At 72.1% G+C, this 25,926-nt stretch carries 19 protein-coding genes and 2 pseudogenes; 12 read left to right on the forward strand and 9 right to left on the reverse strand.

The window, feature by feature from the left end; genetic code table 11:
- Nucleotides 1-136 precede the first annotated feature (136 nt).
- Both K7C98_RS45330 and K7C98_RS45335 read right to left on the reverse strand, forming a co-directional pair.
- Nucleotides 137-1,225, reverse strand: a pseudogene (locus tag K7C98_RS45330) (adenylate/guanylate cyclase domain-containing protein); the annotation flags it as partial.
- A 255-nt stretch (nt 1,226-1,480) separates the two neighbouring features.
- Nucleotides 1,481-2,056 (reverse strand): annotated as a pseudogene (locus K7C98_RS45335) (histidine kinase dimerization/phospho-acceptor domain-containing protein); the annotation flags it as partial.
- Nucleotides 2,057-2,719: 663 nt separating this feature from the next.
- Between K7C98_RS45335 and K7C98_RS40650 the strand changes: the two are divergent.
- The gene (locus tag K7C98_RS40650) at nt 2,720-3,499 is read left to right on the forward strand and encodes an SMP-30/gluconolactonase/LRE family protein (RefSeq protein WP_224197319.1); all 780 of its coding nucleotides are present in this window, start codon (nt 2,720-2,722) and stop codon (nt 3,497-3,499) included.
- A gap of 70 nt (nt 3,500-3,569) precedes the next feature.
- On the opposite strand, the gene K7C98_RS40655 is transcribed toward K7C98_RS40650, so the two are convergent.
- Nucleotides 3,570-5,639, reverse strand: coding sequence for an ATP-dependent helicase (locus K7C98_RS40655; RefSeq protein ID WP_224197320.1), 2,070 nt, complete (start codon nt 5,637-5,639; stop codon nt 3,570-3,572).
- A 157-nt stretch (nt 5,640-5,796) separates the two neighbouring features.
- On the opposite strand from K7C98_RS40655, the gene K7C98_RS40660 reads away from it, so the two are divergent.
- Entirely contained in the window at nt 5,797-6,414 is a 618-nt protein-coding gene (locus tag K7C98_RS40660; protein WP_224197321.1) for an MBL fold metallo-hydrolase, read from the forward strand.
- A 91-nt stretch (nt 6,415-6,505) separates the two neighbouring features.
- Here K7C98_RS40660 and K7C98_RS40665 read toward each other — a convergent pair whose 3' ends face one another.
- The gene (locus tag K7C98_RS40665; protein ID WP_224197322.1) at nt 6,506-7,339 is read right to left on the reverse strand and encodes a hypothetical protein; all 834 of its coding nucleotides are present in this window, start codon (nt 7,337-7,339) and stop codon (nt 6,506-6,508) included.
- A gap of 231 nt (nt 7,340-7,570) precedes the next feature.
- On the opposite strand from K7C98_RS40665, the gene K7C98_RS40670 reads away from it, so the two are divergent.
- Genes K7C98_RS40670 through K7C98_RS40685 form a run of 4 tightly spaced genes read left to right on the forward strand, consistent with a single transcriptional unit; the run spans nt 7,571 to nt 12,995 of the window.
- Nucleotides 7,571-8,509: an SMP-30/gluconolactonase/LRE family protein gene (locus tag K7C98_RS40670; protein ID WP_224197323.1), complete on the forward strand. Its 939-nt coding sequence runs from the start codon at nt 7,571-7,573 to the stop codon at nt 8,507-8,509.
- A 31-nt stretch (nt 8,510-8,540) separates the two neighbouring features.
- Nucleotides 8,541-10,016, forward strand: a complete 1,476-nt coding sequence (gene xdhA, locus K7C98_RS40675) for a xanthine dehydrogenase small subunit (protein WP_224197324.1) — start codon at nt 8,541-8,543, stop codon at nt 10,014-10,016.
- Entirely contained in the window at nt 10,013-12,436 is a 2,424-nt protein-coding gene (xdhB, locus tag K7C98_RS40680) for a xanthine dehydrogenase molybdopterin binding subunit (RefSeq protein ID WP_224197325.1), read from the forward strand. The genes xdhA and xdhB overlap by 4 nt, the downstream gene beginning before the upstream one ends.
- A gap of 16 nt (nt 12,437-12,452) precedes the next feature.
- Complete coding sequence (locus K7C98_RS40685; RefSeq protein WP_224197326.1) at nt 12,453-12,995, forward strand: hypothetical protein; 543 nt, start codon at nt 12,453-12,455, stop codon at nt 12,993-12,995.
- Nucleotides 12,996-13,048: 53 nt separating this feature from the next.
- Here the strand turns inward: K7C98_RS40685 and K7C98_RS40690 are convergent, their stop codons facing one another.
- Nucleotides 13,049-14,830 (reverse strand): IgGFc-binding protein, encoded by a 1,782-nt coding sequence (locus tag K7C98_RS40690; protein WP_224197327.1) that lies wholly within the window; start codon nt 14,828-14,830, stop codon nt 13,049-13,051.
- Between the two features lie 321 nt (nt 14,831-15,151).
- Between K7C98_RS40690 and K7C98_RS40695 the strand changes: the two genes are divergently transcribed.
- Nucleotides 15,152-15,895, forward strand: coding sequence for an OmpA family protein (locus K7C98_RS40695; RefSeq protein WP_224197328.1), 744 nt, complete (start codon nt 15,152-15,154; stop codon nt 15,893-15,895).
- A gap of 30 nt (nt 15,896-15,925) precedes the next feature.
- Here the strand turns inward: K7C98_RS40695 and K7C98_RS40700 are convergent, their stop codons facing one another.
- A complete protein-coding gene (locus K7C98_RS40700; protein ID WP_224197329.1) occupies nt 15,926-17,830 on the reverse strand; it encodes an acyl-CoA dehydrogenase family protein in 1,905 nt (634 codons plus the stop codon).
- A gap of 269 nt (nt 17,831-18,099) precedes the next feature.
- Here K7C98_RS40700 and K7C98_RS40705 point away from each other — a divergent pair, with 269 nt between their 5' ends.
- The 3 genes from K7C98_RS40705 (at nt 18,100) to K7C98_RS40715 (ending at nt 21,662) form a co-directional block, all read left to right on the forward strand.
- A complete protein-coding gene (locus K7C98_RS40705) occupies nt 18,100-19,131 on the forward strand; it encodes a hypothetical protein (protein WP_224197330.1) in 1,032 nt (343 codons plus the stop codon).
- Nucleotides 19,132-19,376: 245 nt separating this feature from the next.
- Nucleotides 19,377-20,321: a class I SAM-dependent methyltransferase gene (locus K7C98_RS40710; protein WP_224197331.1), complete on the forward strand. Its 945-nt coding sequence runs from the start codon at nt 19,377-19,379 to the stop codon at nt 20,319-20,321.
- A 21-nt stretch (nt 20,322-20,342) separates the two neighbouring features.
- Entirely contained in the window at nt 20,343-21,662 is a 1,320-nt protein-coding gene (locus K7C98_RS40715) for a radical SAM/SPASM domain-containing protein (RefSeq protein ID WP_224197332.1), read from the forward strand.
- Nucleotides 21,663-21,717: 55 nt separating this feature from the next.
- On the opposite strand, the gene K7C98_RS40720 is transcribed toward K7C98_RS40715, so the two are convergent.
- On the reverse strand, nt 21,718-22,293 hold the full coding sequence (locus tag K7C98_RS40720) for a hypothetical protein (RefSeq protein WP_224197333.1): 576 nt from the start codon (nt 22,291-22,293) through the stop codon (nt 21,718-21,720).
- A gap of 310 nt (nt 22,294-22,603) precedes the next feature.
- Nucleotides 22,604-23,353 carry a hypothetical protein gene (locus K7C98_RS40725; protein ID WP_224197334.1) on the reverse strand — a complete coding sequence of 250 codons (750 nt, stop codon included), beginning with the start codon at nt 23,351-23,353 and terminating at the stop codon, nt 22,604-22,606.
- 224 nt (nt 23,354-23,577) lie between these two features.
- Between K7C98_RS40725 and K7C98_RS40730 the strand changes: the two genes are divergently transcribed.
- The gene (locus K7C98_RS40730) at nt 23,578-24,369 is read left to right on the forward strand and encodes a hypothetical protein (protein ID WP_224197335.1); all 792 of its coding nucleotides are present in this window, start codon (nt 23,578-23,580) and stop codon (nt 24,367-24,369) included.
- Between the two features lie 99 nt (nt 24,370-24,468).
- Here K7C98_RS40730 and K7C98_RS40735 read toward each other — a convergent pair whose 3' ends face one another.
- On the reverse strand, nt 24,469-25,251 hold the full coding sequence (locus K7C98_RS40735; RefSeq protein ID WP_224197336.1) for a GNAT family N-acetyltransferase: 783 nt from the start codon (nt 25,249-25,251) through the stop codon (nt 24,469-24,471).
- Nucleotides 25,252-25,317: 66 nt separating this feature from the next.
- Here K7C98_RS40735 and K7C98_RS40740 point away from each other — a divergent pair, with 66 nt between their 5' ends.
- Nucleotides 25,318-25,920, forward strand: a complete 603-nt coding sequence (locus tag K7C98_RS40740; protein ID WP_224197337.1) for a hypothetical protein — start codon at nt 25,318-25,320, stop codon at nt 25,918-25,920.
- The last annotated feature ends 6 nt before the right edge of the window (nt 25,921-25,926 follow it).

Consider the following 25,926-nt stretch of genomic DNA (forward strand, 5'->3'; position numbering starts at 1 on the left):
ACTCGTCGTCGATGATCGGGACGCGGGCCGGGACGTCCATGGTGATCGGCTTGCTCAGGTCGACGGAGGAGGAGTGGCGGGTGACGATGACGGCGGGCTTGACGTCGCTCTGCTCGCTGCTGGCCGACTTCTGCGGGCGGCGGCCGACGAGGAAGTAGGTGCAGAGGGCGCCCTTGCCCTTGACGTGGATGATGCCGCGGCGCTGGAACGCGTACTTGTGGCGCAGCCGCTTGTAGGTGGCCTCGGTGACCTGGACGGCGTTGGCGATGCCGTGCGACTCCATGCGGCTGGCGATGTTGACGGTGTCGCCCCACAGGTCGTACGCGAACTTCTTGGTGCCGATGATGCCGGCGGTGACGGGGCCGCAGTTGAGGCCGATGCGGATCCGTACGCCGCGGTTGCGCTTGGCGTTGAAGCGCTCGATGACCGCGAGCATGTCGAGCGCCATCTCGGCCATCGCCTCGGCGTGGTCGGGGCGCGGCATCGGCAGGCCGCTGGCGGCCATGTACTCGTCGCCGATGGTCTTGATCTTCTCGAGGCCGTGCTTCTCGGCCAGCTGGTCGAACATCGAGAAGATGCGGTTCAGCATCGCCACCAGCTCGGCCGGTGGCAGCTGCTCGGACATGCGGGTGAAGCCGACGAGGTCGGCGAACAGCACCGTGACGTCGGGGAAGACGTCGGCGATGGTCCGCTGGCCCTCCTTGAGGCGCTCGGCGATCGGCCGGGGCAAGATGTTGAGGAGCAGCTGCTCGCTGCGCTCCTGCTCGCTGCGCAGCTTGCGGACGTAGGCGCGCTCGCGGTCGCGGAGGCGCTTCTTCTCGAGACAGGCGCCGATGCGGGCGCGCAGGAGCACCGGGTCGAACGGCTTCGGCAGGTAGTCCTCGGCGCCGAGCTCGATCGCCTTGACGGTGGTGTCGATCTCGTCGAGCGCGGAGATCATGATGACCGGCAGGCCGCGGAACTTGTCGTCGGCGTGCAGCTGCTCGAGCACCTGATAGCCGTCCATCTCCGGCATCATGACGTCGAGCAGGACGAGGTCGAAGTCCTGGCTGCGCAGCATGTTCAGCGCGCTGCGGCCGTTGTCGGCGACCTGCACGGTGTGGCCCTCGCGCTCGAGCCGGCGCGCGAGCATGCTGCGGTTCGACTCGTTGTCGTCGACGACGAGGATCCGGCCGGTGTCGGTGCTGCGCGGGAGGCTGGTCCTGCGCGCGGGGGCCGGGGCGATGGTGGCCTGGCTCGGCTCGGGCGCCGGCGCCGCCCGGTGCAGGATCTTGTTGACCGCGCCGCCGCTGACGATCTCGTCGAGGCGCTGCACCGCGTCGAAGATCAGCTGGACGTCGGCGCTGACGTCGTCGCGGTCGTTCTGCTTGAAGATCTGGACCAGCCGCTCGACGTGCGTGCGCAGGTGCGCCAGCGGGAACAACAGGTCGCGGTTCAGCCGCTCCTGGCTCGGCCGCTGCGCCTTGGGGTCGAGCAGCTCGTCGATGACGCTGAGCAGCTGGCGGCCGTCGCTGAGCAGCTGGCGGACGTGCGAGCCGACGAACTCGTCGCGCTGCGCCTCGGCGTCCTCCAGCAACATCTCGCTGTAGCCGAAGATCTGGTTGAAGGGCGTGCGCAGGTCGTGCCGCAGCTGCGCCGCCGACGAGCGGTTGGTCGACGAGGTCGGCGCCCGCGGAGCGTCGGGCTCCGGCGGCCTCCCGCTGGCCTTCGGCAGCGGCTGCGAGATGCCGCGCGGGATCGGCGCGACGATCGAGTTCTCGCCGGCGGCGATCAGGAAGTTGGGGATCTGCGAGGCGGCCTGCTCGTCGTCGACGTCGATCGTGAGGTCCGAGGGCGTGTCGTCGGTGGCGATGCCGGTGAAGTCGAGCTCCGATTCGTCGGCGGCAGTCTCGACGGCGTGGCTCGGGTCCGGCTCCTGCTCCTCGATGATGCTGCCCTTGAACGGATCGTCGTCGTCGTCGGGGATCCCGATCCGCGAGTCCGTGCCCGCCAAAGGCTCGCCCGCGGGATCTTTGGAGCCTCTGTTGCCGCGGCTATTTGGATCCTTTTCTCGCATTCAGGCAGCAGTCGCGGACGCGGAGAGAGGGAGAGTCTAGTGAAGCCGCGCGGGCTGGAAAAAGCTGGAGGCTTCGATCGTAGCGCGAACACCGTGAGTGCGATCACCCGACAAATCGCGGCCGCGCGAGCACCACTCTCGCCGCCTCGGGGGCGAAGGACAACCCTCGGTGTCGGTCAAAACACCCACGCCCCGTGCGGGAACGCTCCTGGTCCCGGCCGGTCGCCGTTGCGGGGACTTCTGCGCCGATTCACGAGATGGCCGCAGGCGCCGCGGCCGCCACGGGTTCCCAGCTTGGCTCACAGTGTACGACTGTCCGCGGACGACGTCCTCCGAGCGAGATGACCACGCCGCGGATCGGCCGGGGGATCGATGACTCGGCCGGGTCGCGGCGCGAGAGCGCGCGGCCGCGGCGAACTCATCGGCGAACTCCCCGCCGCGGTCACCGGTCCTTTGGGACATCGTCGCGCCGTGATGGAAACTTGACCGCCAAAGTGGCCAGCCTCGAAGATGTTGCGGCCGGTCGCGCGAGCGCGGCACGCGGAGGATATGAAGAGTTTTCGCGACGAGTACACCTTGCACGCGGCGGATTCAGTGCCGGAGGGCGTGGCCTTCGATGCGAGGACGAAGCGCTTTTTCGCGACCGGGCTGATGAGCGGCGCGGTGACGCAGATCGACGCGGAGACCGGCGAGGAGCGCCCGTTTTACACGCCGGACGGGCAGCCGCAGCAGCTCACGGGCGCCAAGGTCGACGGCGAGCGGCGCCGACTGTGGGTCTGTTACTCGGAGATCCAGAACATGCTCGGCGGCGTGCTCGTGTTCGATGTCGACACGGGTGCGCGGCTGGCGAGCATCGAGCTGGCGCGCGGCGGCATCTGCAACGACGTCGCGCTGGCGTCCGACGGCGTCGCGTACGTGACCGACTCCTTCCAGCCGGTGATCTACCGGGTCGACCTACAGGCCGGGACGGCCGGCGAGTTCGTACGTGACGTCCGGATGTCGGCGCCGATGGGGCAGTTCGGGCTCAACGGCATCGCCGTGAGCCCCGACGACGCGTACGTCATCGGCGGCTTCACCTCGCCCTCGAAGCTGTTCGTGGTCCCGCGAGCCGGCGGCGAGGTCAGCGAGATCTCCCTCGACGGCGACCCCTTCGCCCCCGAGCGCGACCCGCACTTCCCCGGCGCCGACGGCATCATCTTCGTCGACGACAAGCTCTACGTGGTGCACGACGGCGGCGTCCAGCAGGTCACCTTCACCGCCCCGGGCTACCGCGCCGGGACGGTCAAGGCCCGCCTGGTGCGCGAGCCGGGGCTGTCGACGGCGACGGTGGCCGGCGGCGAGCTCTACGTGATCAAGAGCGAGGTGGTGCAGTCGGTGCACATGCGGCTGCCGCCCCGCCTGCCGTTCAAGATCTACCGCGTGCCGCTCGAGCTGTTCGCTTGAACATGGCGCGCGGAGCATGACCGCGCGGCCATGTCCTCGCGGCCATGCCCTCGGGGACATGGTCGAATAGTCAGAGCCCCTTGGCGAGGTTGGCGAGGAAGGCCTCGGCCATCGAGGCGATGTTGTCGTGGCCGAGGCGCTCGTCGCGGGCGATGTCGTGGACCCGGATCTCCGCCTCGGGCAGGTCGTCGAGGAAGCGGCTGGGCTTGCGCGGGACCTGGGCGCCGCGCTCGAGGCGGGTGGCGGCGCGGGTGATGAACAGGCGGTCGCGCGCGCGGGTGATGCCGACGTAGAACAGCCGCCGCTCCTCCTCGAGGTCGCCGGCGATGGCGTCGCTGATCCGCGGGGCGCTGACGCGCTTGTGCGGCATGACGCCCTCCTCGCAGCCGATCAGCAGCACGAGCGGCCACTCGAGGCCCTTGGCGCTGTGGAGGGTGGACAGGGTGATCTTGCCGCGGGCGGCGTCCTCCTCGTCGCCCTCGTCCTTGTCCTTGTTGGCGTTCATGACCTGGAAGAAGTCGTTGTAGCGGACCTGGCCCCTGGCCCGGCCGCGCTGCTCGAACCGGCCGAGCGCCTCGAGCAGCCAGACGACGCCGTCCCAGCGCGCGGTGGCGGCCGCCTCCGAGCCGGCCTCCTTGAGCACGTACTCGCGCAGACCGACGCCCTCGAGCAGGCCCTGCAGCGGGGCGACGGCCGAGCCGCTGGCGTAGAAGTGGGCCTGGGCGCGCTTGACCGCGGCGGAGAAGCTGCGCAGGCCGGCGGCGGCGCGGCTCGGGATGTCGGCGATCTCGTCGCTGCGGTGGATCGCCTCGGCGAGCGAGAGGTTGCGGTGGCGGGCGAACTCGCTGAGGTGCTCGATGGTCTTGAGGCCGACGCCGCGCGAGGGGACGTCGAGCGCGCGCCGGGTGGCGAGGTCGTCCTTCGGGGCGATCATCACCTTGAGGTAGGCGAGCGCGTCCTTGACCTGCTTCTTGTCGTAAAAGGCCTGGCCGCCGAGGATCCGGTAGGCGAGGCCGTGCTCCTGCAGCAGCGCCTCGATGGCGTCGCACTGCTTGGCGCTGCGGTAGAGCACGGCGATGTCCTCGGGCTTGGTGCCGTTCTCGCGGACCTCGCGGAAGATCGTGCGGCCGATCCAGCGCGCCTCCTGGTCGCCGTCGGGGGCGACGACGACGGTGACCTTGTCGCCGCCGCGCCGCTGCGGCACCAGCTGCTTCTCGTGGCGCGAGGTGTTGCGGGCGATGACGGCGTTGGCGCAGGTGCAGATCGGCGCGTACGAGCGGTAGTTCTGCTCGAGCTTGATGGTCCGCGCGCGCTTGAAGTACATGTCGAAGCCGAGGATGTTGGCGACCTTGGCCCCGCGCCAGCCGTAGATGGCCTGGTCGTCGTCGCCGACGACGCACACGTTCTCGCGCTCGCCCGCGAGCCGCCGCACGACCTCGAGCTGGGCGCGGTTGGTGTCCTGATACTCGTCGACCATCAGGTAGCGGAACTTGTCCTGCCAGTAGGCGCGCGCCGCCGCGTTCTCCTCGAGGGTGGTGGCGATGCGGACGATCAGGTCGTCGAAGTCGACGGCGCCGAGGGCCCGCAGCCGCTCCTCGTAGGGGCCGTAGACGGCCGCGGCGGCCTCGTCGTACTCGGTCTCGAAGTACAGGCCCTGCGCGTCGGCCGGCGACACGAAGTCGTTCTTCCACAGCGAGATCCGCTGGACGATCGCCCCGAGGTCGAAGCGCCGCTCCGCGCCCTGCCCGTGGAGCCCGAGGTCGCGCAGGACGGCGCGCACGAGGCCGTAGACGTCGCCCTGGTCGAGGATCCCGAACTTCTTCGGCACGCCGAAGTGGTCGGGCTGCTCGCGCATCATCGCCGCGCCGACGCTGTGGAAGGTGCCGAGCACCAGCGAGTCGGCGACGGCCTTGCCGGTCATCTTCTGCAGCCGCTCGCGCATCTCGTCGGCGGCCTTGTTGGTGAAGCTGAGGGCGACGATGTTGCCCGGGGCCACGCCGCGCTCGAGCAGGTAGACGACGCGGTGGGTGATGACCCGCGTCTTGCCGGAGCCGGCGCCGGCGAGCACGAGCAGCGGGCCCTCGGTGGTGAGGACGGCGGCGCGCTGGTCGGGGTTGAGTCCGCTGAGATCGAGGGCCATGCGTCGATGGGGCGCAGACATACGGCGCATCGGTGGCGCGCCGCAAGGGCTTGAGTCGACGGCGCCGTTCTGCTGTCCTGCGGGGGTGGCGGACGAGTCGTCGCGAGCGGGAGACGCGCTGAGCGAGCGAGACGCGCCGCGAGGTGCGCTGGAGATCGTGCAGATCGAGGTGGGGTTGCTCCACAACTTCTGCGAGGTGATCGGCTGCCCGCGCACGGGCGAGGCGGCGCTGGTCGACCCGGCGTTCGAGGTCGACCGGCTGCTCGCGGAGGTGCGCCGGCGCGGCTGGCGGGTGACGACGATCTTCCTCACGCACACGCACGACGACCACGTGGCCGGGCTCGACGAGGCGGCGGCGCTCACGGGCGCGGTGGTGCGCTGTCACCCGCTCGAGGTCGCGGCGGCGCAGTCGCTGGCGCCGCGGGTCGCGGCGGTCGCCGACGGCGAAGAAGTGACGATCGGCCGCGGACGCGTGCGGGCGATCTTCGCCCCCGGGCACACGCCCGGCTGCGTGTGCTGGTTCGTCGCCGAGCCGGCGGCGATCGTCACCGGCGACGTGCTGTTCGTCGGCTCATGCGGGCGAGCCGGCGACGTCGAGGCGATGGTCGACACGCTGCAGCGACGGCTCGGCGCGCTGCCCGAGGAGACGCGCGTGTACCCGGGGCACGACTACGGCAAGACGCCGACGAGCACGCTGGGCTACGAGTTCGCGACCAATCCTGGGCTGCGCGCGGACACGCCGGCGGCGTTTCGCAAGCTGATGCAGCGGCGCTGAGCGTCACTGCGGCGGGCCCTCGCGAGCGGCGAGAATCACTGCGGCGAAGGCGGGCCGAGCGAGGGTTGCGGGAGCTCGGTCGAACCGAGCGTCACTGCGGCGCGGGTTGCCACGGGCCGATCGCGGGCCCGCCCGCGGGCGAGGGCTGCGCGGCCTCGGCGGGCGCGGGCTCGACGGGCTCGACGGGGGCAGCGGGCGCGGGTGCGGTCACGGCGGGTGCGGACTCGGGGGTGGGCGCGGGCGCGGGCGCGGGCGCGACGGGCGTGGCGGTCGGCGCGGGCCTCGGCGGCGGCGGCTCGCGGCCGGGGATGAGGTCGAACGAGATGCCGACGCTGGCGAGGAAGGTGACGAGGATCCGGTCGATGCCGGCGTCCTCCTGCAAGGTGGTGCGCTTCGAGTGCGGGCCGATGACGAGGCCGCCCCACAGCTCGCCGGCGAGCCGCGGGGTGAAGTACTTGCGCACGCCGCCGCTGACCATGCCGGCCGAGCGGCCCCACACGTCGCGGCCGGACTGCTTGTCGTAGAAGGGCGGGAGATAGGTGTTGGGGCCGAAGGTCGGGACGAACATGTACTCGACGCGGATGAACGCGAGGCGCGAGTACACGCCGAGGCCGCCGCCGACGTCGACGAGGCCCCTGTGCACGCCGTAGGGCCGCTGGCGCACGTTGCCGACCACGGCGGCGCGGCCGTGGAAGTAGAGCGGGCCGACGATGCGCGCGCGCAGCTCGAGGTTGGCGCCGACGCCGAGGAAGTTGCCGGTGTGCTCGCAGCGCTGCACGCCCTGGCGCACCTGACAGGTCGACTCGCCCGGGGCGTGCGGGCCGAACAGCGCGCCGCCGGCGATCACCAGGCGAGGGCGCGGCGGGGGGCCCTCGGGTGCGGGTGAACCCGCGGCGGCGGCGAGCGCGAAGATCCACGGGAGCATGCGCCGATGGTGCCGGACAGGGGCGAGGCTGACCAGGGGCGCGCGTGTCCCTCGGGACAGGGTGCAGGGAGCGGCGATCTCGGCCGCGAATTTGCCCGGCCCGGCGCGAGGCCGCTACAACCCCGGCGGTGTGATTCGTGGGCCGGCGGCCCAGGACGCCGAGACCGCGCAGGTCCGATCACGGTCGGATGGCCCCGGCCGGATCACGCAACGCTGCTTGGATCCATGCCCATGAAAGCTCTCCCCATGGTCGTCGCCGCAGCTGCTCTGGCGTGCGAGGCCCCGATGCGCGAGCAGTACGTGCTGGCCGACCGCGAGGCGCTGCCCGAGGGCGTGGCCTTCGATGCCGGCGCCGGCACGTTCTTCGCCACGGCGGTGCAGGGCGGGGTCGTCACGCGGTTCTCGCCGCTCGGGCAGGAGGCGGTGTTCCACCGCGCCGAGGACCCCTCGGTGTCGTTCATGGGGGCCCACGTCGACGACGAGCGCGGGCTGCTGTGGCTCTGCGAGGTCGCGCTGACGGCGGGGCCGAGGTCGCGGGTGCTGGCGCTGCGCGTCGGCGACGGTCGACTCGCTCGCGCGGTCGAGCTCGGGGAGGCGTACTGCAACGACGTGGTCACCGACGCGAAGGGGACGGTGTACGCGACGGACTCGCTGCAGCCGCGGGTGTTCCGCGTCGACGCGGCGGGGGTGACGGTGTTCGCCGACGACCCCCGGTTCGCGCCGCAGCCGGGCGGGCTCGGGCTGACCGGCCTCGACGTCTCGCCCGACGGCGAGAGCCTGCTGGTGGCCAAGCTGGCGCCGCCGACGCTGTTCCGCGTGCGGCTGGCCGATCCGGCGGATGTCGTGGCGGTGCAATTCACGGGCGACGCGTTCGGGATGTCGGGGGACCCGCGGTTCCCCGGGCCCGACGGCGTGGCGTTCGTCAGCGAGGCGCTCTACGTCGCCTACGACGGTGGGGTGCAGCAGCTGCGCTTCGTCGGCGACGGCCACACGCGCGCCGAGGTGCGCACGACCACGGCGGTGCCCCCGGGCCTGACCAGCCTCGTCGATGCGGCGGGGCGGCTCTACGCGATCGACGGCGACGCGTTCCGGGTGCTCCACGCGCAGAAGCAGGCCGATCCGCCGTTCGCGGTCGTACACATCGACACCGGGCTCTTCGACGGGGCGTGACTCGCGTGTTACGCTCGGCGGCCCGGCGTCGATGTCGAACCTGCGCTTTCATCTCAACGACCGCCTGATCGAGGACGCGGAGGTCCCGCCGACCACCACGCTCCTCAACTACCTGCGCCAGCGCGCGCACCTCACCGGCACCAAGGAGGGCTGCGCCGAGGGCGATTGCGGCGCGTGTACCGTCGTCGTGCTCGACGCCGAGACCGACCCGGCGGCGCCGCGCTTCCGCGCCGTCAATTCGTGCCTGATGTTCGTGCCGATGGTCCAGGGCCGCCGCGTGTACACGGTCGAGGGCCTGCGCCACAACGGCGCGCTGCACCCGGTGCAGGCGGCGATGGTGCAACACCTCGGCTCGCAGTGCGGCTACTGCACCCCGGGCGTGGTGATGTCGGCCTTCGAGGCCTGCTACCGCGACGACCTGCGCGAGCCGTGGCAGCTCGACGACCAGATGTGCGGCAACCTGTGCCGCTGCACCGGCTACCGTCCCATTCGGGACGCGGTAGGCATGGTCGCGGGGACATGTCCCGAAGACATCTTTAAAACGCGCCGCGCCGAGGCGACGCCGGCCGACCTCGAGTTCGCGCGCGCGAGCGAGGGCCGCTGCTACGTGCAACCGACCAGCCTGCCGGCGCTGTTCGCGGCGATCGCCGCGCGGCCGCAGGCGCGCCTGGTGTGCGGCGGGACCGACCTGGCGCTGCTGGTGACGCAGCGCTACCAGGACCTGCCGGAGCTGATCGGCCTCGAGGGCGTGCCGGAGCTGCGCGGGATCTCGAAAGGGGAGGACGGCTGGTTCGAGATCGGCGCGACGACGACGCTGGCGGACCTCGAGGCGGCGTGCATGGGCCCGCTGCGCCCGCTGGCGCCGCTGCTCCGGATCTTGCGCTACTTCGCGTCGCGCCAGATCAAGCACCGCGCGACCGTGGGCGGCAACCTGTGCAACGCCTCGCCGATCGGCGACCTGGCGCCGGCGCTGCTGGCCCTCGGGGCGCAGGTGGTGCTGCGCTCGGCCGCGGCGGCGCGCACGCTGCCGCTCGACCAGTTCTTCCTCGCCTACCGCAAGACGGCGCTCCAGCCCGGCGAGGTGCTGGCGGCGGTGCGCGTGCCGGAGCCGCCGGCGGGGGCGCGCACGGCCGCGTACAAGGTGTCGAAGCGGCGCGAGCTCGACATCAGCGCGGTCGCGGCAGGGCTGTACGTGGAGACATGTCCTGAGGGCCTTGTCACCGAGGTGCGGGCGGCGTTCGGCGGGATGGCGGCCACGCCGGCGCGGGCGCGCGGGCTCGAGGCGGCGCTGCGCGGCCGGCCGTGGACGCCGGCGACGGTCGAGGCGGCCCTGCCGGCGCTGGCGAGTGACTTCCGCCCGCTGTCCGACCAGCGCGCCTCGGCCTGGTTCAGAGGACATGTCGCGGAGAACCTGGTCCGAGGTTTCTTCCTCGAGACGGCCGAGACGCCGCGGCCGGAGCTGCCGCCGCGGCCGGCGGCCACGGTGCGCCTGGAGGTGATGCGATGACCGACGCCACGCGATCGCCGCTGCGCCAGCCGGCGGTGCACGAGAGCGCCCACGCCCACGTGACCGGGGCGGCGCGCTACGTCGACGACCTGCCCGAGCCGGGCGGGATGCTCCACGGCCTGCCGGTCGGCTCGCCGGTGGCCCGCGGGCGCGTGGTGGCGCGCCGGGCCGAGCGCGCGCTGGCGCTGCCGGGGGTGCGCGCGGTGCTGTTCGCCGCCGACGTGCCGGGCCACAACCGCATCGGGCCGATCGTGCACGACGAGCCGCTGCTGGCCGAGGACGAGGTGTTCGCGGTCGGGCAGACGGTCGCGCTGGTGATCGCCGACTCGGTCGCGGCCTGCCGCGCGGGGGCGCAGGCGCTGGAGCTCGAGTTCGAGGAGCTGCCGGCGATCCTCACCGTCGCCGAGGCGCTGGCGGCCGGGTCGTTCCTGTGCCCGCCGCACGAGATGCGCCGCGGCGACGTGGCGGCCGCGCTGGCCCGCGCGGCGCTGGTGATCGAGGGCGAGCTCAGCACCGGCGGGCAAGACCACTTCTACCTCGAGACCCAGGCGTCGCTGGCGATCCCCGGCGAGGACGACACGATCCACCTCGAGAGCTCGACGCAGCACCCGACCGAGGTGCAGATCGCCTGCTCCGAGGTGCTCGGCTGCCCGCGCAACCAGATCGTCGTGGCGGTGCCGCGCATGGGCGGGGCGTTCGGCGGCAAGGAGTCGCAGGCGTCGCAATTCGCGGCCCTCGCGGCGCTGGCGGCCCGTCACACCGGCCGCCCGGTCAAGGTGTGGCTCAGCCGCGACCTCGACATGACGATGACCGGCAAGCGCCACCCGTTCTGGTCGCGCTACCGCGCCGGCCTCGACGCCCGCGGGCGCCTGCTCGGCCTCGAGGTCGAGCTCGTCGCCGACGGCGGCTGGAGCGTCGACCTCAGCCCCGCCATCCTCGACCGCGGGATGTTCCACATCGACAACGGCTACTTCGTGCCGAACCTGCACTTCGTCGGCAAGGCGGTGCGCACCAACAAGGCCTCGAACACCGCCTTCCGCGGGTTCGGCGGGCCGCAGGGCATGGCGGTGATGGAGGAGGTGCTGTCGCGCGCGGCCGAGCGGCTCGGCCTCGACCCGGCGGAGATCCGCCGCCGCAACTACTACGGCGACTGCCCCGACGAACATGGCCCGGAGAACATGGTCGATGTGCCAGTCCCGGACGGCGAGGAAACCAGCGCCGGCGCCAGCGTGATCAGCCTGGTGCGGGCGCGCTGCCTGACGCCGTACTACCAGGAGGTCCCGCACTGCCGGCTGCCGCGGATCCACGCCGAGCTGCTGCAGCGCTGCGACTGGGACGCCCGCCGGGCCGAGATCGCCGAATACAACGCCCGCTCGCCGTGGCAAAAGCGCGGGCTCGGCTTCATGCCGGTGAAGTTCGGGATCTCGTTCACCAACACGATGCTCAACCAGGCCGGCGCGCTGGTGCTGATCTACGCCGACGGCAGCGTGCAGCTCAACCACGGCGGCACCGAGATGGGCCAGGGCCTGCACAGCAAGATGCTGGCGGTGTGCGCCCACGAGCTCGGGGTGACGACGGCGCAGATCCGCTGCATGCCGACGGCGACCGACAAGGTGCCGAACACGTCGGCGACGGCGGCCTCGAGCGGGTCCGACCTCAACGGCATGGCGGTGCAGCGCGCCTGCGCGGAGCTCCGCGAGCGCGTGCGACCGCTGGCGGCCGAGCTGCTCGGCGTGGCGCCCGAGGCGGTGCAGTTCGTCGCCGGCGCGGCGGTGGCCCCCGACGGCCGCGAGCTGCCGTGGAGCGAGCTGGCGAAGACGGCGTGGATGCGCCGGGTCTCGCTCAGCGCCGCCGGCTACTACGCGACGCCCAACATCGCCTACGACCGCGCGGCCGGGCGCGGCAAGCCGTTCCACTACTTCGCGTACGGGGCGGCGGCGATCGAGGTCGAGGTCAGCGGGCTGACCGGCGAGCACCGGATCTTGCGCGCCGACCTGCTCCACGACGTCGGCAGCTCGCTGCTGCCGACGATCGATCTCGGCCAGATCGAGGGCGGATTCATCCAGGGGGTCGGCTGGGTCACCGGCGAGGAGCTGGTTTGGGACGCGAAGGGCCGGCTGCTCACGCACGGGCCGTCGACGTATAAAATTCCCGCGGTCGGCGACTGCCCCACGGTGTTCAACGTGGCGCTGCTCGAGCACGCCGAGCAGGACGGCACGATCCACGGCAGCAAGGCCGTCGGCGAACCACCGCTGATGCTCGGCCTCGGCGTGGTCTCGGCGCTGCGTCAGGCGATCGCGGCGTTCGGCCCCGGCGAGGTGGCGCTGCAGATCCCGTGCACGCCGGAGGCGATCCTGCGCGCGGTCGTCCGTCAGCGCGCCGCGGCGACAGCGACTCCGGCGGCCGACGCGGCGGAGTAATGCTCACGAGGACACGATGCGAAACACTGTCGAATGGGTGAAGGTCGCGGTGCTCACGGCGCTGCTGGGGTGCGAGGCGGCTCCCGCCGCTCCGGTCGTGCTCCCGGCCGAGGTGGACGGCGCGATCGCGGTGCACCCCGAGCATGGGATCGGCCCCGTGCGCCTGGGGATGACGGCGAGCGAGGTACGCGCCGTCGTGCGACTCCCGCGTCACCCGCAGAGCTCCGGGCTCACGACGCTGCCCTACACGCTCCACTGGAGCCCGGGCGGGTACGTGCAGGGCATCGAGGCGGCCGTCACTCGCGCCACTCAGGACCTTCGCGTCGGCGAGACGCGGATCTCGGCAGGGGCCAGCCTCGCGCAAGCCGTCGCGGCGCTCGGAGATTGCGTCGATCGGTCCGACGACCTCGAGAAGAACTTCGAGTGCAGGGCAGGCGCCGTGCGGGTCACGGAGGGCCCCAACTTCCCCGGCGAGGCGTGGCTCCTGGTGGGCTCGCGGTTCTACGGCGAGATGACGCCCGCGCAGATGGTGGCGCAGCACTCGGTCATCGAGCGCTGATGTCATTCCGTCGCGCGCTCCCGGGCGGGCCCGTGGGCTCATGTCCTTCGAGCTCACCGCGGCGGGAGCAGGGCCAGGTCGAGGCCGCCCGGGTACCAGTAGCTGCCGTAGTCCATGACGCCGTAGGTGGTGACGCCGAACTTGATGTTCGAGCTCATGGTGTGGCCGCCGGTGGGGGTGTCGGCCAGCTCGACGTGGGCCAGGGAGTAGCCGCCGCCGATCGGCTCGAAGCCGGTGACCATGGCGCCGTCGATCGTCACCGTCGCGCCGTCGGGGGCGATGATGTCGGCGAAGTTCTCGACCCACAGCTTGTTGGCGTAGACGATGTAGTCCTCGCGGTACTGGAGGATCGGGACCGCCTGGACCATGGCCGGGTCGCTGGTGCCGTAGCCGGCGCCCTGGCCGACCATGTACTGGACGACGAGGACGCGCTTGTCGGCGTCGACCTTGAAGCGGTCGACGGTGCTGGCGATCTCGATGAAATCGCCGGCCTTGGCCAGCTTCTTGGCCGCCGCCTGGTCGGGCGTGTAGACCAGGTTGGTGTCGTCCTCGGCGGCGACGATGCGGACGAACATCGCCTTCTCGAGCGCGTTGTCGGGGGTCTGGACCGGCGGGCCGACGAAGTACTCGCCCGACAGGGTCTCGATCGGGAACAGCGACTCCTCGAGGTGATCGCAGGCCTCGACGCCGATGGGGATCTGCGTGCACTCGTGGCCGCCGATCACCTGCACCGGCTTGTCGGCGCGCACGAACGAGCCGGTCAGGTCGCCGCCGGCGGCGGCGAAGACGGTCAGCACGTCGCCGGTGTTGAGCAGCGCCATGCCGTTGCCGGTGTTGTCGACGCCGCCGCCGGCCTGCGTGTTGGTGCCGCCCGGCGGGCCCTGGAGCTTGACGATCGTGTTGTCCTGGCTGGCGACCACCGCGTAGAAGCCGGGCAGCAGGTAGTCGTTCCAGTACTGCCACGAGGCGACCAGGTAGTTGCCGGTCCAGGTGTTGACCGGCAGCAGCAGCGAGGCGTCGTTCGACTGGGCCGCGTTGAGCGGCATGAACTGGTAGACCGTGACGGGCTTGGTCGAGCGCAGGCGGTAGGCGCCCTTCTTGGCGTGCTTGGTCGGACCCGACCCTTGAATCAGCTCGTTCACGAACGGCAAGGTGACGACCTTGACGTCCGCGGCCGGCACGGTGACCTGGGCGATGAGCTCGTCGCCGCGGGTGACCGTCACCATCGCGGTGGCGTCGGCGGCGTTCGAGACGGCGACCGCGAACGGGTTGTTGAGGTCGAAGATGTCGTACTGCTGGGTGACCGTCGGGTAGTACTCGCAGCCGATGTAGCTCAGGCTGCCGAGCTGGGCGCACGCGCCGACGCAGCCGCCGCCCTGGTCGTCGCAGCTGAGGCCGAGCAGAGGGTCGCAGAAGCCCTCGTCGTAGCCGTTGCCGTCCTCGTTGCAGGTGAAGACGTTCTGGCCCTCGCACTTCTTGGTGCCGGGGATGCAGTCGACGCAGCCGAGCCCGGGGGCGCACTCGCCGGCGCACTGGGTCTCGTCGCTGTAACCGCCCATGCCGTCGCAGACCTGCGCGACGTCGCCGTCGCAGATGATGTCGCCCGCAGGACACGGACCCGGCGGCGCGGTCGGGTCGGGGGTGGTCGTCGACGTCGTCGGCGCGCTCGATGTGGTCGGGTCCTCGCTCGTGGTGCTGCTCGTGTCCCCGGTCGAGGCGCTCGTCCCGGGCGCGGTCGCGCTGGTAGGGTTGGCGACGGTGGTCACCTGACCACCGCTGTCACCGCAGGCCGCGAGCGAGAGGGCGAGCACCGCACACGAGAGAGAGCGGACCATGAACGCATGGTATGAGGGTCGCTCGCCAGACCCTGGGCTGCGCGCCGTGAGTTACATGGCGGAAACTTGGAGACATGTTCTTCAAGTCATGTGACTTGGGCGGCGAAGCTCGCGGTGGCGCGGGCGAGAGCGCGCAGGGGCGTTCATGGGCCCGCGCACGCGCCCGAGTGCTCGAGGGTGGACTCGGTGGAGCCACGCGGGTGTCGAGGATAGGATGAGGATAGGGAGGTGATGGGGGCGTCACCATGGGTTCGAGCCGCGGGTCGGCTGGTGAGGCTCGGCGCCGTCATGCTCATCGATACGGGCTGCGGGAGGCGTGTCGTGGAGACCGGGTCGCCGGTGGCGGACCGGGACGGGGATGGGCTCATCGACGTGCGCGACGCGTGTCCGGACGAGCCCGAGGATCACGACGGCTTCGCGGACGACGACGGCTGTGTGGACCGGGACAACGACGCCGACGGGATCGTCGACGCGCTGCGGTTCGAGGACGGGCGGTGGATCAACTGCGACCTGAAGGTCGTCGATCGCGTGAGCTACGACTGGCACGCGCAAGATCCGGCGCGCGGCGGGGGCGGGGCGCTACGCGTCGAGGCCGGGGAGGTCATCGACTGCCGCGACATGCCGGAGGATCGCAACGGGATCGAGGACGAGGACGGCTGCCCGGACCAGCGGTCGCCGACGATCGTGTGTGGGTCGCCGCCGCTGCTGGCGACGATCCGATATGCGCTGGTGGGGCGGCTGGCGCGGGAGGAGCTGGCGCCGCTCGAGCTGGTGGCCGCGGACCTGCGCTCCGCGCCGGCGGCACGGGTGAGGATCGAGGCGCACGTCGAGCCGCAGCGCGATCGGGAGGTCGCGCGGCGGAGCTCGCAAGAGATGGCGCAGCTGGTGCTGGATGAATTGGCCCGCCAGGGGATCGCGCGCGAGCGGCTCGAGGCCATCGGGTGGGGCGACAGCAAGCCGCGGTCGGGCGACGCGGCCGATCCGGCGGCGAACCGGCGGATCGATGTCAGCGTGGCGAACGAGAGCGTGCTCGGCGAGGTGCGGCGCGAGCACGCGTGTCGGTGATGCTCGTGATCCCCGGTCGCGGACCTCGGCTCACTCGGCGGCGATCCGGCTGTCGTCGGGCCGGACGCGGACTGTCTCTTCGGACAGCTCGCGCAGCGCCTCGCTGTCGGCCAGGCCGGACTCGAGCAGGTCGCGGAACTCGCCGTCGAGCAGGCGGCGGGCGGTGCGGTAGCGGGCGCGATCGTCGTTGGAGCGGATCGCGCGGAAGCGGTCCTGGACGCGGCGGCGGGTCTGGCGGGCGAAGGCGTCGGCCAGCTCGACGGCGGCTGCCCCTTCGGGCAGGTCGGAGCGCTGGAGCGCCGCCGCGCGGGTGACGGCCGCGGTGGTGGCGAACAGGTCGGCGCCGATGTCGACGCAGCGGAACAGCAGGGCCTGGCGCTTCTCGAGGCTGGCGCCCTTGCCGACCATCAGGTGGAAGATCGCCCGCGACAGGCGACGGGTGGTCCGCTCGAGCCAGCGGACGTGGCGCGCGAGCGGGCCGAACGCCTGGTAGCGCGGCCATCGACCCCAGCCGAGCCAGCGCGTGGGGTACCAGCCGGCGTAGAACAGGCCGACCCGCGGCAGCGTGGCCAGCTTCTGCTTCAGCGGCACCTTGGGGTCGACCAGCGCGCCGGCGACCGCGAGGTGGCGGTCGAGCGCCTCGCGGGCGATGAAGAGGCGCAAGATCTCCGACGAGCCCTCGAAGATCAGGTTGATCCGGAAGTCGCGCAGCATGCGTTCGACCGGGATCGGCGGCTCGCCGCGGGCCTCGAGCGACTCGGCGGTCTCGTAGCCGCGGCCGCCGCGGATCTGCAGGGTGCGGTCGACGATCTTCCAGCCCTCCTCGCTGTTCCACATCTTGGCGACGGCGGCCTCGAGGCGGATGTCGCGGTCGCCCATGTCGGCCATCGCCGAGGCGAGGTCGGACAGCGCCTCCATGGCGAAGGTGGTCGCGGCCATGTCGGTGAGCAGCTGGGCGATCGCGTCGTGCTTGCCGATGGCCTGGCCCCACTGCACGCGGCTGCTGGCCCACTGGCGACAGATCTCGAGCGCGCGCTTGCTGGCGGCCGCGCACGAGGCGGGCAGGGTGAGGCGGCCGGTGTTGAGGGTGACGAGCGCGAGCTTGAGGCCGCGGCCCTCCGCCCACAACAAGTTGTCCTTCGGGACATGGACGTTGGTGAAGCGGACGACGCCGTTCTCGATGGCGCGCAGGCCCATGAAGCGGCAGCGGTGGACGACCTCGACGCCGGGCCAGTCGCGCTCGACGATGAACGCGGAGATCTTGCCGGTGTCGGGGTGCCGGGCCATGACGACGTAGAGCTCGGCGATGGTGCCGTTGGTACACCACAGCTTCTCGCCGTTGAGGATGTAGTCGCCGCCCTCGGTGCGCTCGGCGGTGGTGGTGAGGTTGCCGGGGTCGGAGCCGACGTCGCGCTCGGTGAGGGCGAAGGCGGACACGGCCCCGCGGGCGCAGCGGGGCAGGTACTTGGCCTTCTGCGCGTCGGTGCCGAACAGCTTGACCGGCTGCGGCACGCCGATCGATTGATGCGCGGACAGCAGGGCGACGAGGTTGCCGTCCTGGCTGGTGACGAGCTTGATGACCTCGCAGTACTCGCGCTGGGTGAGTCCGAGGCCGCCGTACTCGACGGGGATCTTCATGCCGAACGCGCCCATGGCCGCGAGCTGGTCGATGATGTGCTGCGGGATCTGGCCGTCGCGGTCGATCTCGTCGGAGTCGACCTCGTCGGCGAGGAAGCGGCGCATCCGCTCGTAGAAGGCGCGGAAGGCCGGGCGCTCGGGCGGGGCGTCGGGGAACGGGTGGACGAGGTCGAGGCGGAAGTTGCCGAGGAACAGCTCCTTGAGGAAGCTGGGGGCGCTCCACTCGGTCTCGCGGGACTCCTCCGCGACCTGGCGGGCCTCGGCCTCGGTGAACGTCTTCGTGGAGCGTGTCGTCATGCCGCGAGTCTGATCGCACTTGCGCGACCTCGCCCCGGGCGCTCCGGGCGCTCCAGACACAGGGCCGCACAAGCAGGGCTACGCCGCCGCGGGTGTTGCGCCGAGCGGCGCGGCGGGCCCCGCGTGCGCTCCACGGCTGGGGGCGCTGCCCCGCGGCGTTCTGCCACTCGCTCGCCGCGTTCTGCAACACATGTCTGCCGGGACAGGTGGAGAAAGTGCAAGCATGCCGCGCTTGTCCGGGCGGGCCCGGGCGGTGATAGTGCGGCGGCATGCGTTTGCTTGCGATGACCCTGGTGCTCCTCGTCGCCTGCCCGGGCGAGGGTATGACTGTCTCTTCGGCCAGCTCGACGGGCGAGCCGACCAGCACCGGCTCGCCGACGACGGGGACGTCCACCGGTGCGACACCGACGACGAGCGCGACGGAGGCTCCGACCACGGGCGAGCCGACCGGCACGACGGGCGAGGAGGGCGTGGCGGCGGGGCTCGAGTTGGTGCAGCGCCTCGCGGGGCTGTGGAGCGGGCAGGCCTCGATGACGCCGCTCGGGACGTTCCCGCTGATGAACATGGACGTGCGCGCGGCGTCGGGCCAGGTGCTGTTCAGCCGGGTCGACTTCGACGCGAACAACAGCCTGCGCTTCGCCTTCGAGGTCGAGGACCACGGCTCGGGGCCGGTGCTGGTGTACCGCAACGGCGGCTACTTCCTCGGCCTGCTGCGCGACTCCCGGGCGCTGCTCGCCGAGCACACCGACTCGAGCTGGCGGTTCTGCTCGGCGACGCAGGGCTGCGACTACATCGACGCCACGTTCTCGTTCGACGGCGACGACCACGTGATCCTCGACGTCAAGGTGAAGGGGATGCAGCACGTGTACTGGGACGCGCTGCGCGAGGAGACGCGCGCGCTGCCGGAGCCGTTCCCGGCCGACCTGACGCCGCTGGCCAAGGACGCGCCGTTCCCGACGATGCCCACGCTGAAGGTCGACGTGAACTGGACCGGAGCGCTCGAGGAGGACGGCGGGGTGTGGGTGATCCTGACGACGCAGCCGTGCGACCTGCAATTCACCTGCAAGCACAGCCGCTCGCTGTTGGCCGCCACCCCGGCGGGGGCGACGTCGTCGACGCTGACGCTCGAGCAGATCCACCCGGGCGACTACAAGATGACGGTGGTCCTCGACCGCAACGGCAACATGGACGAGACGCTGTTCCCCGACGCGGGCGACGGGGTGTCGCTGCCGAACCAGGCGGTGACGATCGCGCCGAGCGGCGAGACGAGCGCGCAGGCGACGATCGTCGTCGACCTGTGAGTGGGGTGGTCGTCGGGACATGCTTGATTGGGCATGTCCTCAAGGGCATGTTAGATAGAGGTCGCCGCACTGGAGGGGACCGAGGACGCGGGCACGCCATGGCGGCGAAGGGGCGAGTGCGAATGCGATGGTGCGTGGAGGTCGAGCGCCCGCCTCCATCGGGCGTGCCCTGCTGCGCGTGATGGAAGGGAGCGACGCGAGCGGTCGGCCAGGGCTCGGGGCCCGGGTGGTGCTATGCTGCGGGCGTGTCGCCCGAGGTCCAGAGGCTCGCCGCGCTGTTCGAAGAGGTGCTCCAGGCGCTGGCCGAGGTGCCGCTGGCCGAGCTGGTGGCCGGGCGGGCGCTGCCGGAGCCGAAGGCCGCGCTGATCCAGCACCTGCTGGCGCACACCGCGACCCTGGCGGCCTGGCTGCGCACGCCCGCCTGCGCCGAGGCGCTGTGCGTGCGGCTGGCCCGGTGGCTGTGGAGCCGCAACCAGTACGTCCGCCTCGACCGCGGGGCGCTGACGGCGGCCTGCGGGCGCGCGGCGAACGAGGTCGCCGACGCGCTGGCTGCCGCGGGCGAAGATGGCGCGAAGGACATGTCCGAACGGCTAGTGCGCGCGGGACAGGAGCTGCAGGCGCGGGTCGCGGCGCTGGTGCGGGCGGGCGGCGGGGCCAAGGCCGAGGTCGTGTGCAGCGAGTACGCGGTGACGCTGCAGCGCGACGCGCTGGGCCTCGGCGACGCGCCGCTGGCCCCGCCGATCCTCGATGTCGGCTGCGGGAGCTCGGCAGGGTTCGTGCGCGCGCTGCGGGCCGAAGGCCTGGCGGCAACCGGGCTCGACCGCGAGGCGCCCGAAGACGTGGCGCTGGTCGGCGACTGGCTGACCTTCCCGTTCGGACAGGACCGCTGGGGCACGATCGTGTCGCACCAGGCGTTCTCGCTCCACTTCATCCACCACCACCTGGCCCAGAGCCCGGAGGCGTACGCGTACGCGCGCGTGTACATGGCGGTGCTGCGCTCGCTGAAGCCGGGCGGGCGCTTCGTCTACGTGCCGGGGCTGCCGTTCGTCGAGGCGATGCTGCCGGCGAACCTGTACCGCTGCACGCGGGTGCCGCTGCCGGAGGCGATGGTGAGCGAGGCGGTGCACGCGCTCGAGCGCGCGGCGGGGTTCGAGCTGGCCTACGCGGCGCACGTCGAGCGGCTGGCCTGAGGTTCGTGATAGGCTGCCGCGGTGGGGATCCGCGAGGAGCGTCGCCGCTTGCCGATCGTGGCGTTGGCCCCGCCGACGCGCTCGCGCAAGGCGCTGCCGGTCGCGCCCGGCCAGGCCCCGGTGCCGCGGATCGTGGTGTGGGAGTTCACGAGCGCGTGCGACCAGCGCTGCGCCCACTGCGGGCCGCGCTCGGGCAAGCGGCGCCCCGACGAGCTGAGCACCGACGAGGCGCTGCGCCTGGTCGACGAGCTGGCGGCGGCCGGCGTCGGCGAGGTGACGCTCATCGGCGGCGAGGCGTACCTGCGCCCGGACGTGCTCCGGATCGTGCGACAGATCCGCGAGCACGGCATGAGCTGCACGATGACCACCGGCGGCTACAGCCTGTCGCGCGAGATCGCCGAGGCGCTGGTCGAGGCCGGCGTGCAGAGCGTGTCGGTGTCGATCGACGGGCTCGCCGCCTGCCACGACGCGCTGCGCGGCCGACCCGACAGCTTCACGCGGGCGTTCGCGGCGCTGCGCCACTTGAAGGCGGCGGGCTCGCAGATCTCGGCGAACACGCAGCTCAACGCGCGCACGCTGCCCGACCTCGAGGCGCTGCTCGAGCTGCTGGCCGCGGAGGGGATCCATTCGTGGCAGATCCAGGTGACGATGGCCCACGGGGCCGCCGCCGATCACCCGGAGATCCTGCTGCAGCCGTACCAGATGATCGCGCTGTACGAGGTGGTGGAGCGGCTGCTGGTGCGCTGCGAGGCGCTGGGGATCCGGCTCTACCCGGGCAACAGCCTCGGCTACTTCGGTCCGCTCGAGCAGCGACTGCGCCGCAACTCGACGCAGCGCGGGCACTACTTCGGCTGTCAGGCGGGGATCTCCGGGGCGGCGGTGTCGAGCCACGGCGAGGTGAAGAGCTGCCCGAGCCTCGGCGAGGAGGGCACCGGCGGGTCGTGGCGCGAGCACGGGTTCGCGGCGCTGTGGGAGCGCGCGCCGGAGATCGTGTACATGCGCCAGCGGACGCGCGAAGAGCTGTGGGGCCTGTGCGCGAGCTGCTACTACGCGTCGGTGTGCATGGGCGGCTGCACGTCGATGAGCGAGCCGCTGCTCGGCCGTCCGGGCAACAACCCGATGTGCCACCACCGCGCGCTCGAGCTCGACCGCCAGGGCCTGCGCGAGCGCATCGAGCCGGTCCGGGCGGCACCGGGGCAGCCGTTCGACCACGCGTTGTTCCGCCTGATCCGCGAGTACAAGGATCCGGCGTTGCGGGCGCTGCACGGGCCGGTGCACGTCGACGAGCCCAGGCGCTCCCGTGTCGACGAGCCGCGCGGCCCCGGGTCGCCGCTCAAGTGAATTTTTAAAAATATCAAGAAAGTAAGAGCGGCCATGTCCCGGGGGACATGTGCGTTCAGTGGAGGTCGTCGGGGTCCGGCGCCGGCGGGGCGCCGTAGGGGAGCGGCAGGGTGTCGAAGGTGTCGCCGGTGGTCGAGTCGGTGTCGGTGCCCGTGCTCGTGGTGGTGGTGCCGTCGGTGTCGAGGGTGGTGGTGCCGTCGGTGTCGAGGGTGGTGGTGCCGTCGGTGTCGAGGGTGGTGGTGCCCTCGGTGGTGGTCGTCGAGGTCGACGTCGTGGTGCCCTCGGTGGTGGTCGAGGTGCTCGTCGACGTGGTGCCCGTGGCAGTGGTGCCGGTCGTGGGGTCAGGCTCGGCCGTGTCGCTGGCGCTGGCGGTGCCGCCGTCGGTCAGGGTGGTCTGGCTGGTCTGGGTCGACTGCGAGGTGCTGGTGTCGCCGTCACTGCCGGCGCTGTCGCTGCCCGTGCTGACGGTGGTGTCGCCGGGCTCGCCGGCGCAGCCCGTGAGCCCGATGCCGAGCACGGCGCCGAGCACGAGCGCGGGGATCAGCGGCGCCGAACGCAGCGGAGCGGCGCAGAAGAAGCAGGTGGCGACGTCGCCCAGGATGTGACGGGAACACGCGGGGCAGAGCTGCACCCGAGCAGCATAGGCGAGTTCGCGGCCGACGAGTAGCCCCGCGCGAACGACGACGTCGCGCGACGTGATCGCGCGCGCGGATCGACGGCGATTCGCTGCGCGGGCCGGGACGTCGGTGGGACGACGCAGGCGAGGTTCGGCGCATCCCCCAGAGCGCGGAGTCCGCGAAACCGCGACGCGCGAGCGACTTCGCGGTCGGTGCCTCCACGGCCGAGCACGGTGACGAGAGATGCGACTTGCTGATGAGACATGTTCTTCAGGACATGCAGGCCGTGTTCTCTTGCGCTCGGCGGCCGGGTCGTCGGCGCGATCACGGACAGGCGGGGGCGGCGTTGTCCATGCAGGACTCGAAGCCGGGGGGGGTGCAGCCCGAGGCGACGTCGAAGGCGACATCGGGCTGTCCCTCGGGACAGACGGTGACGACGGCGGGGGGACAGGCCGGCTGCAACTTGTCGCAGGCGAGGAACTGCGGGTTGGCGAAGTCGACGCAGACCGCCATGTTCTCCTCGATGTGCGGGGCGCCGAAGTGGGCGCTGCAGTTGGGGTCCATGGTACACGCGGCCTCGTCGAGGCCGAGGCATTCCTCGCCGCACAGCGGGAGCATGCTGTCGCAGACCTCGAGGTCGGACGGGACGCAGGTGTCGTCGATGACGTAGACCTCGAGGCTGTTGGGGCGACACACGGTGGTGAGCGCGAGGTCGCAGTCGGCCTCGACGGCGCACCCGAGGTAGGCCGGCAACGGGTTGCAGCCGGCGAAATCGAGCGGGGTGCCGACGACGGAGCGACAGCCCTCGGCGGCGGCGCACTCGGCCTGGTCGAAGCCCTGGCACATGTCGGCCGGGCCGGTGGTGCCGGTGGTGGTGGGCTGCGCCTGGGTGGTGGTGCCTTCGCTCGTCGTGCCCTCGGTGGTGGTCACGGCGCCGTCGGTGGTCGTGGTGGTGGTGGTCTGGTCGGGCCCCTCGGTCGTGGTGTCGGTGGCGCTGGCGTTGGAGTCCGCCGGATCGCCGATGATCTGGCAGGCCGGCAGGGCGAGGAGGAGCGAGAGGCAGAGGACGCGCATGACTCCATCGTACGAGATCGGCCGGCCGTCGCGGTTGAGGCCGTCTGTCCTTCGGGCAAGGTCGAGGCCGGCGCAGCGCCCGGGCGCACGGCCGCCTGCGCGCGCTGCGAGGGGGGACCGATCGCCTTCGCGCCTGGGGCGCGTCTGCGCACGCGGAGGCGGCGGGCCGCGGTCGAGAGTCGGCGGAGGAGGGCGAGCGGCGATCGGTGCATAATGCGGGCGCCATGCCGAAGCCCGAGTCAGCCCCGAGCGATGCCCAGGTCCAGGCCGCCGAAGCGGCCCTCGCCGACGCCGAGCGACGGCTGGCTGAGCTGAGGGCCGAGCTGCAAGCGACGCACGAGACGCTCGAGCGCGAACGCTCGCAGCACGCGAGCTGGGACCTCGAGCGCGGCGGGCTGCGCGGCGACCTGGCGGAGGCGCGGCGGCGGCTCGACGCGGAGGCGCAGGCCCACGCGCAGACCCGCGGGGCGCACGACTTGATGGAGAGCAAGGTGGCCGAGCTGCAGACCGAGCTGGCCGACGCGCGGCGCGAGACGAGTCGCCAGCGCGAGCGCGCCGACAAGGCGCAGCGCGAGCTCGAGGGCGCGCGACGCGAGCTGCAGGCCGAGCAGGCCAATCACCGGGCGACGCGCGAGCGGGTCGCTGCGCTCGAGGGCGGACGCTCGAAGACAGGCGAGGAGCTGGCCGCGATGCAGGCGCAGGTCGAGCGCGCGAACGCGGAGGCGACGGAGCTGCGCCTGAAGCTGACGGCCGACCAGACGGTGCTGCTCGAGGCGCAGGCGCGCTGCGAGGCGCAGGCGCAGGAGCTGGCGCTGCTCGGCGAGCGCGCCGCGGCGGCGAAGCGGGCCCTGGCCGACGAGACCGCCTCGCACGCGGACACGCGCCGCCGCCTGGAAGAGGCGCGCGAGACGATCCGCTGCCAGGAACGACGCCGCCAGCGCCGGACGGTCGCGGGGGTGCTCGGCGGCGCTGCGCTCGGGGCGGCGCTGTTCCTGCGCCGGCGACTCGGCGGGTGAGCCGAGCGGGATGGCTGTTCGGGCATGCCCCAAAGCGCATGTCTCTGGCGACATGCCTGATCGAGCATGTCACGGAGGACATGCGGCCGCGGGCGGCGGTCAGCGGTTGAAGAAGACGGGGAGCTCGGCGATGCGGGCGAAGCCGAGGCGCTCGAGGATCGGCGCGGAGGTGGCGGCGCGGGCGTGGGTGGTGACGAGCTCGAGGCCGCGGGCGGCGGCGTGGCGGACCCGCGCGGCGAGGAGCGAGCGGTAGGCGCCGCGCGAGCGGTGGCCGTCGAGGACGACGGCGCCGATGAGGAAGGCGGAGCGTGGGAGGGCCTTGTAGTTGCCGATCCCGAGCGGCTCGCCGTCGCGGGAGGCGAGGAAGAAGTGGCTGCGGTCGTCGGTCGGGTCGGCCAGGACGCCGCGCTGAAAGGCGAGGAGCGGCGCGAGCTCCGTGCCCCAGCCGCGGGCGGAGACGTCGGCGTGGACCTCGACGTTGTGCGGGCCGACGCGCTCGACCACGACGCCCTCGGCCTCGGGGATCTGCAGCCCGGCGATCGCGGCGGCCATGACGACGACGCTTTCACTGCGAAAGCCGCGACGCGCGAGGCGCTCGGGCAGGTCGAGGGGGCGACAGTCGGGGGTGATGGTCCAGCGGAAGCGCAGGCCGTGGGCGTCGTACTGCGCGATCGTGGCGTCGATGACGGACTCGACGTCGGCGTCGTCGAGGCGGGCGAACGCGACCTCGTTGAAGCCGCCGTGGCGGAACGAAGGGGTGAGGAGCTGAAACCAGCCCGGGCGCTGGTGGACCTGGGTGTCGGCGCAGACGCTCCGGCCGTCGCAGGGGGCGACGAGGGCCTCGTGCAGCAGTTCGTCGCGGGTGAAGCCGGCGATCGTCATGGGCGGAGCGTAACGAAGACGGCGGCGGTTGGCCACGCGCCGGCCGGGTTGGGATAAAGTGGCGGGATGGTGCGGTGGATCGCGGCGCTGACGGTGACGCTGGGCGGGTGCGGGCCGGAGAAGAACGAGAGCACGGAGAGCCCGACGAGCTCGAGTTCGACGGCGGCGACGACGGGCGTCGAGCCGACGACGGGGACGCCGACGAGCGGGTCGGACACGGGCGGGACGAGCGTGGGCACCACCGGCACGACGATGAACGGGGTGTGCGGCGACGCGGCGCCGCCGGAGGCGGAGCAGCAGTGTGCGAGCCAGCCGGACCGCGCGAGCTGCAACGGGCTGGCGCTCGAGGGCGGCAGCTGTGTGTGGATCGCCTGGTTCCCGGTGCGCCTGATGGACGGGGTGTGCGGCTTCGGCGACCCCCGCGGGCAGTGTGCGTTCGTGCCGTGCTCCGAGGAAGGTTGCGCGACGCTGTCGCCGTGCGGCCCGGAGGGCTTCGGCGGTGCGTTCATGGTCGGCGAGGACGACGCCGTGAACGTCGGCTTCGCCGACTGGTGCCAGAGCCCGCCCGCGCCGGCGCGGGCGTGCATCTTCGACTTCGAGGGGCAGCTGACCGAGGGGCCGCCGGAGTGCGCGTGCCTGTGCGACCCGGGGTTCCCGGGTGCCGGTTAGGACATG

The organism is Nannocystis pusilla (assembly GCF_020073745.1).
Classification (GTDB): Bacteria; Myxococcota_A; Polyangia; order Nannocystales; family Nannocystaceae; genus Nannocystis; species Nannocystis radixulma.